The 13,954-nt window shown below is 60.2% G+C and carries 11 protein-coding genes; 8 read left to right on the forward strand and 3 right to left on the reverse strand.

Features of this window, described 5'->3' with window-relative positions:
* Nucleotides 1-101: 101 nt before the first annotated feature.
* The 3 genes from CAF90_RS05865 to CAF90_RS05875 all read right to left on the reverse strand — a co-directional run bounded on the left by CAF90_RS05865 (nucleotide 102) and on the right by CAF90_RS05875 (nucleotide 3,771).
* Nucleotides 102-2,306, reverse strand: a complete 2,205-nt coding sequence (locus CAF90_RS05865; protein ID WP_085604784.1) for a TonB-dependent siderophore receptor — start codon at nucleotides 2,304-2,306, stop codon at nucleotides 102-104.
* A 160-nt stretch (nucleotides 2,307-2,466) separates the two neighbouring features.
* On the reverse strand, nucleotides 2,467-2,868 hold the full coding sequence (locus tag CAF90_RS05870) for a ParB N-terminal domain-containing protein (protein WP_085604787.1): 402 nt from the start codon (nucleotides 2,866-2,868) through the stop codon (nucleotides 2,467-2,469).
* Between the two features lie 15 nt (nucleotides 2,869-2,883).
* Nucleotides 2,884-3,771, reverse strand: a complete 888-nt coding sequence (locus tag CAF90_RS05875; RefSeq protein ID WP_085604790.1) for a CoA ester lyase — start codon at nucleotides 3,769-3,771, stop codon at nucleotides 2,884-2,886.
* A 587-nt stretch (nucleotides 3,772-4,358) separates the two neighbouring features.
* On the opposite strand from CAF90_RS05875, the gene CAF90_RS05880 reads away from it, so the two are divergent.
* The 8 genes from CAF90_RS05880 (at nucleotide 4,359) to CAF90_RS05915 (ending at nucleotide 13,922) form a co-directional block, all read left to right on the forward strand.
* Nucleotides 4,359-5,753, forward strand: coding sequence for a Y4yA family PLP-dependent enzyme (locus tag CAF90_RS05880; protein WP_085604793.1), 1,395 nt, complete (start codon nucleotides 4,359-4,361; stop codon nucleotides 5,751-5,753).
* A 14-nt stretch (nucleotides 5,754-5,767) separates the two neighbouring features.
* The gene (locus tag CAF90_RS05885; RefSeq protein WP_085604796.1) at nucleotides 5,768-6,811 is read left to right on the forward strand and encodes a PLP-dependent cysteine synthase family protein; all 1,044 of its coding nucleotides are present in this window, start codon (nucleotides 5,768-5,770) and stop codon (nucleotides 6,809-6,811) included.
* Between the two features lie 28 nt (nucleotides 6,812-6,839).
* On the forward strand, nucleotides 6,840-7,988 hold the full coding sequence (locus CAF90_RS05890) for an NAD/NADP-dependent octopine/nopaline dehydrogenase family protein (RefSeq protein ID WP_085604799.1): 1,149 nt from the start codon (nucleotides 6,840-6,842) through the stop codon (nucleotides 7,986-7,988).
* A gap of 45 nt (nucleotides 7,989-8,033) precedes the next feature.
* Nucleotides 8,034-9,887, forward strand: a complete 1,854-nt coding sequence (locus tag CAF90_RS05895) for an IucA/IucC family siderophore biosynthesis protein (RefSeq protein ID WP_085604801.1) — start codon at nucleotides 8,034-8,036, stop codon at nucleotides 9,885-9,887.
* 13 nt (nucleotides 9,888-9,900) lie between these two features.
* Nucleotides 9,901-11,145: an MFS transporter gene (locus CAF90_RS05900; protein WP_085604804.1), complete on the forward strand. Its 1,245-nt coding sequence runs from the start codon at nucleotides 9,901-9,903 to the stop codon at nucleotides 11,143-11,145.
* A gap of 14 nt (nucleotides 11,146-11,159) precedes the next feature.
* Nucleotides 11,160-12,344 carry an aminotransferase class V-fold PLP-dependent enzyme gene (locus tag CAF90_RS05905; RefSeq protein WP_085604808.1) on the forward strand — a complete coding sequence of 395 codons (1,185 nt, stop codon included), beginning with the start codon at nucleotides 11,160-11,162 and terminating at the stop codon, nucleotides 12,342-12,344.
* An 84-nt stretch (nucleotides 12,345-12,428) separates the two neighbouring features.
* Nucleotides 12,429-12,944, forward strand: a complete 516-nt coding sequence (locus CAF90_RS05910; RefSeq protein ID WP_039771138.1) for a sigma-70 family RNA polymerase sigma factor — start codon at nucleotides 12,429-12,431, stop codon at nucleotides 12,942-12,944.
* Entirely contained in the window at nucleotides 12,945-13,922 is a 978-nt protein-coding gene (locus tag CAF90_RS05915; protein ID WP_085604811.1) for a FecR domain-containing protein, read from the forward strand.
* The last annotated feature ends 32 nt before the right edge of the window (nucleotides 13,923-13,954 follow it).

Below are 13,954 nucleotides of genomic sequence, written 5' to 3' on the forward strand. Positions count from 1 at the left end.
TCGAATACTCCTTTTCCTTGAAGGCTCTGTGATCAACCGCTGTGCGTAGCTATATAGAAGAAGGTGCACTCGACTGTCCTGCCATCAAGTGCCCCCCCCGATCAGAAGTCGACGGTCGCCGACAACTGCAACGTGCGTGGATAGCCCGGGGAGAACGCGCCGTAGGACGCCACACCCGACCAGTACTCCCGATCAAACACGTTCTGCACCGTGGCGCGGAACGTCGTCGGCCGACCTTCGATCTTGGTGGCGTAGCGAGCGCCCGCGTCGACGCGGGTCCAGGAAGGCAGCTCCTGGGTGTTGGCCTGATTGACGTATTGGCTGTCGGTGTAGATCGCGCCGCCGGTCAGGGTGAAACCTTCGACCCACGGTGTATCCCACTCGGCCCAGAGGTTGGCCTGGACATCCGGCACGCCGACCGGTTTGTTGCCACGGTTGGCGGCGGTGGCCGAATCCGTCAGTTCGCCATCAAGCACGGTCACGCCGCCCATCAGGCGGGTGCCCGGCGCCACTTCACCGAACATGCTCAATTCGACGCCACGGTTGCGTTGTTCGGCTTGCACCGAGAACACGTTGCCGGCGCCGATTTCGCCGCTCGGTTTCTCGATCTGGAACAGCGCCAGAGTCGTCATGAACGTACCGTGTTCGTACTTCACGCCGATTTCGTGCTGCTTGGATTTGTAGGGTGCGAAGGTTTCGCCGGAGTTCGCCGCCGTGCCCGGAGCGATGTCACCTTTGCTCAGGCCTTCGACGTAGTTGTAGTACAGCGAAACGTCGTCCCACGGTTTGACCACCACGCCTGCCAGCGGCGTCGTCGCGTTGTCGTCGTAACGCGAGCTGACCGCACCCGAGGCGTTGTAGTTACGCGACTCGATGTCCTGACGGCGCACGCCGAGGGTCAACTGAATCCTGTCATCGAGAAAGCCCAGGGTGTCGGTCAACGCGATGCCGGACAGTTCCGATTCGGAAATGCGCAGCACTTTCGGCGAGTTGATGTACTGCTTTGGCACGTCCACCGGGTGGTAGATGTTCGAGCGAATTTCCGTGCCGTTGTTGATGCCTCGGGACAACTCGTCCTGGTAACGGGTCGCCATGACCGTGGTGGTGTGGGTGACCGGGCCTGTGGCGAACAGCGCTCGCATCCCCACGTCCGCCGTTGAACGGTCAACGTTGAATTTGTAGTAGCCGGGAATGTTGCTGGTATCACCGGCGTCGTTGAGGATTCGCGGCACCTGGTCGGACATGCGCTTGACGTCCGAGCGACCGCCGCCGGCGTGGGCGAACACCGTCAGGTTATCGTTGAGGTCATACTCGCCGCCGAGCAAGGCTGATTGCTCCTTGGTGTCCGACCAGCCCCAGTCCTGCGGCAGGTTGGTGCGGCCGTTCGGCGCCGATGGAACCTCGACGCCCGGCGCGATGGTGAACGGGCGCGAGGCCGCATCGAAACTCTCTTTCTGGCTGATGAAATCCAGGTTCAGACGCAAGCGCTCGCCCTGATAGTCGAGGGCGATGGCGCCGATGTTGAGATCCCTTTGCTGATCATCCACCGCAGTGTCGCCGCCCTGAAGGCTGCCGTTGAAACGCACGCCAAACTGGTTTTCGTCACCGAAACGCCGACTGATGTCCAGATGCCCGCCCACTTGCGAGTCCGAAGCGTAACTGCCGGTGAAGCGGGTCAGGTCTTCGGCCAGCGGGCGCTTGGGCACGATGTTGATCACACCGCCGACGCCGCTGTTGGGCGAAATCCCGTACATCAGCGCGCCCGGCCCTTTGAGCACTTCGACGCGCTCGGCGTATTCGGTGAACACCCGATAGTTGGGCGCGACGCCGTACACACCGTCATAGGCCAGCTCGCCGAGGTTGCCCTCGCCTATCGCAAATCCACGGATGAAAAACGAATCGACGATCCCGCCGGTCTGCCCGGTGGAGCGTACCGAAGGGTCGCGTTCCAGCGCATCGGCCACGGTGACGGTTTGCAGATCGGCGAGGGTCTTGGCGGTGTAGCTGGTCACGCTGAAAGGCGTGTCCATCACGTCCTTGTTGCCCATCATCCCGAGCCGCGCACCACGGGCGACCTGGCCCCCGGCGAGGACTTCCGGCAATGCGGTCGCGCCGTTGTAACGGGCGTTGACGTTGGTGGTGTCCAGCGTCAGCCCTTCGGTGGCGACGGCGTCCTGTTGCTCGGGTTGCTTGGGGTCTGCTGCCCAGGCAGTGGCGCTTCCTGCGGCCAGAATGGAACTCAGCATCGCGGTGCGAATGGCCAGTGTGAGTGCGCGTTCACTGCAGGGTCGGCTTGCAACAGACATGACGATTGGGTCCTTCTCGAGTGGCTGAAAATGGTAATGACTCCTATTTGCCAGTCGACAATCGAAAAAGTATCAGCAGGATCGGATATTTTTTTGAGCGGATCGCCCGGAGGGGAAAACGCCGGAGGATGAGTTTGCGAAACCCACCCTCCGACGCGGGTCAGTCATACAGGCATTGCAACGGGATGGAGACCACCGGCAGCGCGGGGTCAAACGCGTGCCGGGTGGTCTTGTACGGGAACAGCTCGCCGCGCTCGATGGTGGTGAAAATCTGCGCCACTTCGAACGCTTGCCCGGTTTGCCAGTGGCGCACACAGACGCGTGGGTCGGCGTAGTCGAGCTGGATGCACGGCACCCGTTTCAACCCCAACGCCCGCGCCGCGTTGAACCGGTGGTTGCCGTCCATCACGATGCCTTGGGAACGCTCGACGATGATCGGCTCGAGCCAGTGCCCGGCCTGGATGATCGCCTCGCGCAGGCGCTGCACGTTAAGCGGATCGACCTGCTCGGATTGCCGCACATCGCACAGCGCACGCAGGGCAATCTGGTAACCATGTCCCATGATTCACCCCCGGTTTCAGCAGGCATCCGCGTTGGCGACCAGCGCGTACTGGCTGGCCATGTCCCGCAGGCGTTGGGCCTGCTCGATGAGCGGCAGATCGACCATTTCGCCGTCGACTTGCACCGCGTGACTGCCCCCCGCCACCGCGTTCAGGACCCGGTCCGCCCACGCCAGTTGGCGGGCGTTGGGCAGGAAGGCTTTCTGCACCGTGGCGATTTGCGAAGGATGGATACACAGCTTGGCGCCGAACCCCAGCGACCGGGCGTAACGCGAGTCGCGCTCGACCACCGCCATGTCGCTGATGGCCGGGGTCACCCCATCGATCGGCGCCGGCAATCCGGCCACCCGTGAAGCCAGCACGATGCGATTGCGGGCGAACAGGAACGCCTCGGGAATCTGGCTGCAATCGATGTCCAGAGAGAAATCCAGCGAACCGAATGCCAGCCGCGCCAACCCGGGAATCGCGGCAATCGCCTCGACCTGATGCAGGCCCTTGGCGGTCTCGATGATGGCGACGATTTGCAGCTCGGGGTTCCATTCCAGCAGGCGCTCGACCACGCGCGACAGGCTCTCCGGGCATTCGGCCTTGGGCAGGAAAATCCCCGCGCAGCGCTCGGGGTAGCGCATGTCGCCCAGCCACGTCATGTCCTGGCGAAACAGCGAGCTGCCGACGCTGTTCAGCCGGATGTAACGCTGGCAGGCGGTTTCGGGCGTGCTCTGCTGCCAGGCCCAGATCGATGCCCGGGCCACGGCTTTGCTGTTCGGATGAACGGCATCTTCGAGGTCAAGAATGATCGCGTCCGGCCCGGCTTCGACCGCTTTGGAGAAACGCTCCGGACGGTTGCCGGGAACGAACAGGTAGCTGATGGGAAGCGTGGCGTTGGTGCTGTGACGAACAGTCATCGGGACTCTCCTGAGCGTGCTTCAGTCGTGGGTTTTCAAAAAAATTCGAACACCTGTTACAGGGGAAAAAACGGGTTGATTCCACGCGTATTGAATCAACCGTCAACACCTTGAATAACAAGGCGTTAAGGGATTTTTTAATCAATACGCGAGCGCTTACTTGAGCAGGCGAACAAATGGCTTCGCACTCCCCTGTTGTGTGTGTTCATTCAAAAATATTTGAAAACCTTACTTGATAATCGTTCCTGTTCGCAATATTGTTCGAGCCGCTGACAGGGTCGAGACTCAAATCAAGACCTGCGATTTTGTTCACGGAAAGTTCGGCGCAATGATGTCATTTACATGTCAGGTAATGGCACTTCAAAAGCGACAAGGCCACATTTTATTGGCCTTTTCCTTGCCTGCCTGAGCCTTAAGGAGTGGGGTTCTCATGAAACAGATTTGTAAAAATTTTATGAAAGAACATGCCCCTTGTTTAATTCCAGAGCGGATCTGTCATCCGCCTCCACCTCTTTAAAAATTCGTATCTGACGAGCAGCAAAAACACGCAACATACATATGGCGATTATTTACGCCAGAGGTTTTCTATGCCTGAATTAATTGCGCCGCCTATTAAAGAAACAACTGTAGCTCAGTACACAAAAGTGCTGAAACCGTTACTTGACCCTGTTATCGAAAACTTTCTTCAACATTCACCGGGGAAACTTGTTGAGCTTGTTAAACAACATGGATCGCCGCTGAATCTGGTGTGGCCACATGCCTTTGAGGCCAATGCCCAGGCGCTGCAATCGGTGTTGAAAAAGCACGACGTTGACTACGCGATTTTTTACGGTGCCAAAGCCAACAAGTCCCAGTGCCTGCTGGCTGCGGCTGCGTCGTCAGGCATCGGCACTGACGTATCGAGCCTGTTTGAGCTGCAAGCCGCGCTGCGCGCCGGGACCAAAGCGGAACATTTTTGCGCAACCGGGCCGGCCAAAACGACCGCGTTTCATCAAGCGCTGGTACAAGGCGGTTCACTGATTTGTGTGGATTCACGGGAAGAGTTCAGCCAGCTCAAAGCACTGCTCGACACTACGCCGGCAACGGCCAAAGCCCGAGTCCTGCTGCGTTACAGGCCAACAAGTTGCCCGGCGAGCCGCTTTGGCATGGGCGCCGATGACGTGTTCCAGTGTCTGCAATGGCTGACGGAATCTCGTGAGTCGTTGCACTTCGAAGGATTCCATTTCCACCTCGGCGGGTACGGCTACGAAACCCGGGTGCAGGCTTTCCGTGAAGTGACCGGATTCGTCGATGCAGCCAGGGAAATGGGTCTCGACCCGGTCATGATCGACATCGGTGGTGGCCTGCCGATGCGCTATGTCGACCCGCAGGAGTACGGCAGTTTTTTGCAGAACGACAACAACCCTGCTAATTATCAGAATCGTCGAGTACCCAACTCTTTTTATCCTTATGGCAGCAGTCTGACGGCTTGCCAGTGGCTGGACTTATTTCTGGAGTCGGAGCATTCCCCAGGAAAAACCATTGCCGGTTACTTGAAGAACCAGCATATAAAACTGGCACTGGAGCCAGGCCGAAGTCTGGTGGATCAAGCAGCCATTACCGTCTTTCGCGTGACCCGCACCAAACAACTGGCCGACAACAAAGTTGTGATCTTTGCCGAAGGCAGCAGTTTCAGCGCGTGCGAAACCTGGTTCTCGTCTGAATACCTCGTCGATCCAATCCTGATCACTTCGAAAGAATCAAAACAAGTTCCGATGCAAGCCTATATCGCCGGGCATAGTTGCCTGGACGATGATGTGATCACTCATCGACTGATCCACTTCGAAACAACACCACAAACCGGCGATTTATTGATCTACGCCAACACCGCCGGTTATCAGATGGACTTGCTGGAAAACGAATTTCATCGCCACCCGTTGCCACGGCGACTGACGGCGACTTGTTGTACGGAAGGTAACTACGCATTCACACCTGACTATTAAGGGAAGACGTCCAGATGATACTGAATAAAGTTTCGGATCTTATTGGCAATACACCAATGTTGGGCATTGATGTTCCGGATACCAACGCCCGACTCTTGCTCAAGATAGAGAAGAACAATCCCGGCGGCAGTATTAAAGACCGTATGGCGCGAAACATGGTATTGGCGGCGCTCAAGTCCGGAAAGTTGAAACCCGGTGGCGTGGTCGTGGAATCGTCCTCCGGCAATACCGGCATCGGCCTGGCGATGGCAGCCGTGGAGTTCGACCTGCATTTCATTGCGGTGGTTGATCACCATGCGGCGCAGGACAAGATCGCGGTGATGAAGGCCCTGGGCGCCGAAATCCGCTTCGTCGCCGGCACGTACCGGGAAGACGAAGTGGCCGTGGTCGAGCGTCAACGGCTGGCCGCCGAACTGGCCTCGCAGATCCCCGGCGCGGTGTTCATGAACCAGTCCGACAACGCCGCCAACGCTGGCGGCTACAGCGATTTCGTCCGTGAAGCCATCGCCCAGGCCGGAGGCCAGATCGGCGCGTACGTTGGCTGCGTCGGCACTGGCGGTTCGATGACCGGCATCGCCCGCGGCCTGAAACTGCATAACCCGGACATCGTCACCGTCGCCGTCGAACCGGCCGGTTCCATTGTCTTCGGCCATCCCGGCTATCCGTATTACCAGTCGGGAACTGGCACCCCGGCCGGCGACACCGTCGGCCTGGTCCTCGACTACAGCTGCATCGACCTGGGCTTGCAGGTCACCGACTCTCAGGCGTTCGAAACCGCCCGCTACATCGCACGCAACCTGGCGCTGCTGGTCGGCGGTTCGACCGGCGGTGCGATCTTCAAGGCGCTGGAGCTGATTCACAAAGGCACGCTGACCGGCAACGTCGTCGTGCCGATTGCCGACGGCGGCGAGAAGTACCTGCACACCGTGTTCGACGACAAATGGCTGGAAGAACGCGACCTGCTGGACCCGGGCGTCGCCCCGCAACTGGATCGCTGGCTGGGCAAGACCCGCTGGCTGGAATCCGACGCCACTCCCCTGCAATTGAGCGTCGCCTGACGCGCCTCCCACACAGGAATGTCTCTGTATGAAACCGCTGAAAGTCGCCATCTGCGGCGCAGGCCGGACCGGGCACCTGAATGCCATCCTGTTTAAACAGCTGCCCAATGTTCAGGTTTCGATGCTCACCAACAATCAAGAGGTGATCGACCGTCACCTCGCCAACTCGCCAATGCAGGCGCTGATGCCGGACGGCTCGACGCTGAGCGCACGACCGGATCAGGTCAGCACCGATGCCAGCGTCGTGGTTGCCGACGCCGACATCGTGATCATCACCGTACCAGCCCATGCACGACCGCAAACCCTGCAAGCCATCGCTCCGCATTTGAGTTCGAGCAAACCGGTGTACGTCGGCGCGATCCCGGGTTTCTGCGGCTTCGACTGGCTGGCCGAAGCTTCGCTGGGCGAACGTTCGAACGTGGTGATCTGGGGCATGAAGGATGTGCCGCACACCGCGTTCGATCTGAAGCCGGGTGTGTCGGTCAAGATGGGCGGCGGCAAGAGCCAGTTGTATGTCGCGTTGCACGACCGGGAATCAGCGCAATCACGGCAACACCTGGAACAAATCCTCACCACGCTGTACGGCCCCTGCGTGACGATGCTCGACCACTATCTGGAAATCACCCTGACACCGGGCAACCCGATCATGCACAGCTCGGTGATCTACGGCTTGATCGGCCCTTACGGCCAGTGGCACCGCAAGATCTTCCCGCAACGCATGTGCTGGTGGACCGAATGCCCCGAGCTGGGTGCCTACTTCCTCGAACGCATGGATCAGGAAAGCCAGGAACTGTGCAACGTGATCAGCCAGCGCATGGGCATCGACCTGTCGTCGGTCAAATCCCTCAAGCAGGAAATTGTCGAAGCCTACGGCGAGCAGATCCGCGATCAGAGCAGCATGTTGTCGATCCTGCGCACCAACCAGGCCTACAACGACATCCTCGCCCCGATGATTCCGGCCGACGACAACCGCGCCGGCTACGTGATCGAGCGCGAAAGCCGCGCCTTCAACGAAGACGTTGCCTACGGCCTTGTGCTGCTGGTGGAAATGGCGCGGCGCTTCGAATTGAAAGTCCCCTACATCGAAGAAGTCCTGCAATGGAGCGTTTCCTATATGCAGGGCCTGCGCGACTCGGCGCTCGACTACTTCCCCCGCCATTGGCCGCGCACGGCGTGAGCGGGTTCAACTTTTCATTAATTTCTCGACGAGCAGATAGCTGATATGGATGACTTCAAGACACTCATCGCCTACTCCCGCAAGAACGCCCTGCGACGGATGATCCGTTGCCTGTTTGCCGAAAACATTCTGGATCGCTCGGGGCTGCGCTTCTCCGAGGCCGGCAACGAGGCCACGTACGCGCTGAAGGACGGCCGTTCCCAGGTGTTCTTTTCCAACATCGCCAAGGGCCCGGCGGACACCGTGGTCAATGACGGCGACGTGATCCTGATGACCGATGAAGGCGTACGCCAGGTGATCTACACCCATCAGGATTTGCTGGATGTGCTGCGCGACAGCTTCGATTTCGAACCGACCGATGAAGGCATCGCCGGGCTCAAGTCGGACATGGAAAACAGCCTGATGAACGACGCCCACGCCCGTCAGCATCGCCAGCAATGGAACGCACGACTGGCCACCGCCGCCCGGGAACAAGGCCTCGACAGCCTGACCGACTATCTGCGCCAGCACGCCAGCACCAAGGACGCTGCGATCCTTCTCGACCAGTGGGGCTCGCTGGAAGGTCACCCCTACTATCCGACCTGGAAAGCCCGCCCGGGCCTCAGCGATGAGGAAGTCGAGCAACTGTCGCCGGAATTCAACGCCCAGGTGCCGCTGCGCATTGCCGCGCTACGGGCCGACATGGCGAAAAGCGAAAGCATGCCCCACGTCACCGATTACCGCAGCTGGTTTGCCGGCAACTTCCCGACGCAATGGGAGCAATGGAAGGCGTCGCTGAACGACAAGGGTCTCGACGAATCCCAGTGGTTGCCGCTGCCGATTCACGCGTGGCATTTGCAGGCCTACGTGCTGAAGAATTTCGCGGCGGAAATCGCAGAAGGCATCCTGATCACCGACGGCCCGGACATCCAGACCCTGCCGACCATGTCGTACCGCACGATGATGCCGGTGCTCAAGGAGAGCGCGCCGCTGATCAAGTTGCCGATTGCCGTGTGGATGACCAGCGAGCTGCGCAGTCTGCAGGCCAAGTCGATCCACATGGGGCCGCGCATCAGCACCGTCATCACCAAAATCCTCGAGGTCGAAAACGGTTTCGGGCAGCGCCTGGAAATCTTCCCGGAAGAGATCGGTGTGCGCTACAAGAACGCGATCACGCAGGACGACCATCCAGGCCGGCATCTGTCGGTGGTGTTCCGCGCCAGCCAGCAAGCGTTCGAGCGCACCGATGAGTGTCTGCCGATTACCGTGGCGTCTCTGTTCACCCGCTTGCCGGGCAGTGGCCGACCGCTGTTCACCGAGTTGATCGAGCGCGATGGCGTTCGGGCGAATGCCACGCAGGTGGAAGACTGGTTCCGTCAGTACGCCAAAGTGGTCACCCACCCGGTGGTGGCGATCTACCTGATGTACGGGATCGGGCTCGAGGCGCACCAGCAGAACACGATGGTGCTGTTTTCCCCGGATGGCAAAGCACGTAGTCTGCTGATCCGCGATTTCGGCGACGGCAGGACCTACGCTCCATTGCTGGAGGGACGTGGCTACACCCTGCAACCGCACGTGCAGCCAGGCATTCTGCCGACGGTGTTCGAGGGCGATATCGAGCCGGTGCGCATGTTTGTGCTCGACGCAGCGTTCCTCACGCACCTGCATGAAATGGCCCTGTGGCTGACCAAGGAGTACGCGCTGGACAACAACCGGATGTGGGACATTCTGCGTGAAGAAACCGAGCAGGCGTTCGCGGCGGTGCGCGAGCGTGTCGCGCCGGATCTGTGGGAAGTCGAACGCAAGGCCTTCCTCAATGATCCGTGGCCGACCCGTTCGTTGCTGCGCATGCACATGATGCAGTACTCCAACTACCGTATTCAGCACACGCTGACCAACCCGCTCAATGTCGTTCAATAACCGAGGCTGACTCATGACCCAAGCAGGTGCCATCGCGGGTTCGCGCGTAAGAGTCCTGATTTATCTTCTGTTCGCGATCCAGCTCATTTCGATGGGCGCGATGGAAATGAGCGGGCCGTTCTGGCCTGTCCACCTGCGCGGGCTGACTTCGTCTGACTCGCTATTCAGTTTCGCCAGCATCGCCGTGTACGTCGGGCCGATGCTGGGCATTATTCTGACCAGTGCATTCTGGGGCCGTATCGGCGACCGCTACGGCCACAAGTTGATGATGATCCGCGCCCTCGCCGGCCTGTCGTTGACCCAGCTTGGGCTGGCCCTGTGCAGTGACATCTGGGTGATCCTGATCCTGCGTTTCCTGCAAGGCGCCTTCGCCGGCTACATTGCTCCGGCCCAGGCGTATGGCGTGAGTATCGAGGCGCCTTCGCGGCGGGCGCGGCTGTTTGCGATCCTGCAGATTTCCACCAACGTCGGCTCGTTGCTCGGTGCGGTGGTCGGCGGCCTGATCCTCGATTACGCGACGTTCTTCTGGATCAACATGATCGCGGCGGTGCTGTGTGCCATCTGCACCGTGGTCGCGGCCGTCACGTTGCCGGACGTAGCGCCGGTGAAGAAAGCACCGGTCGCGGATAACACCGCTCCGGCCAGCCACAACACCAGCGTCTGGCAAGGCACGCCGCTGCTGTCGCTGCTCGGCGTCATGGGCATTTTGCTACTGGCGCGGATGCTGCCGCAGACATCGTTCTCGCTGTACGTCAGCTCGGTGTTCGAGGTCAGCAACTCGGTGGTCGGGCTGTGTTATGGCTTGCTGGCATTGGGTTTCATTCTGTCGGCAACCGCGTGGTCGCGTTACTTCGAGCACCGTTCCCAGCAGGACACCTTGCAACGCATCACTTATGTCGTGATCGGCTGCATCGCGCTGACGGCACTCGCGGGCGTCACGCGTAACCCGATCGTGTTCGTCGGCGCCTACTTCATCTGGGGCGTATTGCTGGGTGCCACGACGCCGGTGTTGATGGCGCTGATTTCCAAGACCGCCGACAGCTCGCGCCAGGGCTACGTGCTGGGCATTGCCCAAAGCACCGCGCAATTCGCGTCCATTGCCGGAATCTCGGCCGGTGGTCTGCTCAGCCAGGTCTATGGTTTGCAGTACACCTACCTGTTTGTCTGCCTCGCCTACATCCTCGCGCTGATTCCCATCGTTGCGTTGCGCTACCGGCCCATGGTCATGCAACCGAGCCAGATCCCGCCGGGTGACTGATCAAGGAGTCTGCTTTGAACATTGAACAACTGCGCGCCGACACACCGGGTGTCGAGCAACTGATCCACTTCAACAATGCCGGCGCGGCGCTGATGCCCGATCCGGTGATCGAAGTAATGACCCGTCACCTGCAACTTGAAGCCCGGATCGGCGGTTATGAAGCCGCCGGGCAACACGCCCGGGAAGTGGAGGATGTCTACGACGCCATCGGCCAACTGATCAACGCGCGACCCGAAGAGATCGCGGTGATCGAAAACGCGACCCGCGCCTGGGACATGGCCTTCTATTCATTGCCGCTGCGGCCCGGCGATGTGGTGCTGACATCGACCACCGAGTACGCCGGCAACTACATTCCTTACCTGCAACTCAAGCAGCAGCGCGGCATCGAGATCAGGGTCATTCCCAACGATGAACAGGGCCAGGTGTCATTGTCGGCGCTGCGGGACATGCTTGAGGATGATCGGGTCGCCCTAGTGTCGCTGCCGGTAATCGCCACCAACGGCGGCCCGGTCCAGCCCATCGAGCAGATCGGCGCCCTTGCCCGCGCGGCCGGGGTTCTGTTTCTGCTGGACGCCTGTCAGGGCGTCGGGCAGATGCCGATCGATGTGCAAAAAATCGGCTGTCATATGCTGGCGGCTACCAGCCGCAAATACCTTCGCGGCCCTCGGGGCATGGGGTTTCTCTATGTCGAAAAGACTTTTTGCGAAAACCTTGAGCCGGCGTTTCTCGACCTGCATGCGGCTTCATTGCTGACCCCGGACACCTTCAGGATTCGCGGAGATGCCCGGCGTTTCGAAAACTGGGAATGCAACGTCGCTGCGAAACTGGGCATGGGCGCGGCAGCCCGTTACGCCCTGGCGCAAGGCATCGAACCGATGTGGCAGCGCATTCAACGATTGTCGGCACACCTGCGCAATCGTCTGGCTGATGTGCCGGGTGTTACGTCGCAGGATCGGGGCGCGGTCAAGTCAGGCATCGTCACCTTCACCTGCAAGGACGCCAGTGCCGCGCAAGTCCAGGCATGGCTGGCGAAGCAGGAAAAACGCATCAATGTCACCACCTCGACTTTCCGCTCGACGATGCTCGACATGCAGCAACGGGACCTGCTGGAAGTCAGCCGCGCATCGCTGCACGCCTACAACACCGAGGCCGAAATCGATGCCATGGTAAACACGTTGTTGAGAATGCCCCGCGCCTGAAAACGGATGCTGATTCGCGCTTGCGTCGCAGGCTCTTTGTAAACTAGCATTGGGAATACTTCTCAATTGCAAAACACTGCAGCCATGAGCGAAACCCTTCCCGCGAACAACGACAATCATCTGCGCGTGATCGAAGCGCTGTACAGCGGCCATCACGGCTGGCTGTACGCCACGCTGAAGAAAAAACTGGGTAACGCCATGGATGCGGCGGATCTGGCGCAGGATACCTTCACCCGGATCCTCGCCTCCCAGGTCACGACCATCGAGCAGCCCCGGGCGTACCTGAGTTGCGTGGCGAAGGGCATCCTCATCAACTGGTATCAGCGCAAGGCACTGGAACGCGCCTACCTCGATGCCCTCGCGCATTTGCCGGCGCCGGAAGTGCCCTCCCCCGAGTTGCGCTTCGTGGTGCTGGAAACCCTGCACGAAATCGACGCGATGCTCGACACCCTGCCGCCGCTGGTCAAACGTGCGTTCCTGCTGTCGCAGATCGGCGGCTTGAAATACGCCGACATTGCCGAGCAGCTGGACGTGTCGCTGATCACCGTCAAGCGCTACATGAAACAGGCTTTCGTGCAGTGCCTGATGCTGGTGGAATGAATGCTCACGCGACGCAGTGAACCGCCGCTCGATCCGAAAATCCTCGAAGAAGCCGCCGAGTGGCTGATGCGCCTGAGTGAAAACGACCTCAGCGAAACCGAGCGTGCAGAGTGGGAATACTGGAAAGTCAGCAGCCCCGAGCGCAACCGGGCGTGGGCCCGAGCGCAGTTGCTGCAAAGCAAGTTCGGCGGCCTGCCGCCGTCGCTGGCGATGTCGGCGCTGGATCGCCCGAGCAACCCGGAACGTCGCGCAGCCCTCGGCAAACTGGCCTTGCTGCTGGCAGCGGTGCCCGCCGGCTGGGGCAGTTGGAAACTCGCGCAATCGCAGCAATGGTCCGCCGATTACCACACAGCCGTCGGCCAGCGCCGCGAACTGACCCTGGCCGACGGCTCGCAAATCACCCTGAACACCGACACGGCCATCGACGTCCTGTTCGACACCCGGCAGCGGCTGATCCATTTACGCGAAGGCGAAATCCTGGTGCAGACCGCGCCGGACAACGCCGCGCAACCTCGACCTTTTCTGGTCAGCACCCGTCAGGGCCGGATGCAAGCACTGGGTACGCGTTTCACCGTTCGTGAATGGCAACCGCGCACCCAACTCGCAGTGCTCGAAGGCGCTGTGCAGGTCGAGTTGGCCGACAGCCCTCAAAGTGCGCCCGTCATCGTCAACGCCGGGCAACGTACCGACTTTTCATCTCAAGCCTTTGGCGAAATGAACCCGACCGACCGCAACGTCGGTGCCTGGACCCAAGGCATGCTGATGGCCGACAAGATGCGGCTGGCGGATTTCGTCGTCGAACTGGCGCGCTATCGCCGAGGCTTTGTGCGCTGCGACCCGGCCATTGCCGATTTGCGCATTTCCGGAGCCTTTCCCATCAGCGATACCCAACGCTCGCTGAACATGCTGGCGCAAACCTATCCCGTGCTCGTCTCCGGGCACTTGAGCGGTTACTGGGTGACGCTCTCACCCGCCTGAGCAAAAAAAATAACCGCGCAGGTGATACTTTT

This window comes from Pseudomonas sp. B37(2017), assembly GCF_002112885.1.
Taxonomy (GTDB): Bacteria; Pseudomonadota; Gammaproteobacteria; order Pseudomonadales; family Pseudomonadaceae; genus Aquipseudomonas; species Aquipseudomonas paraglycinae.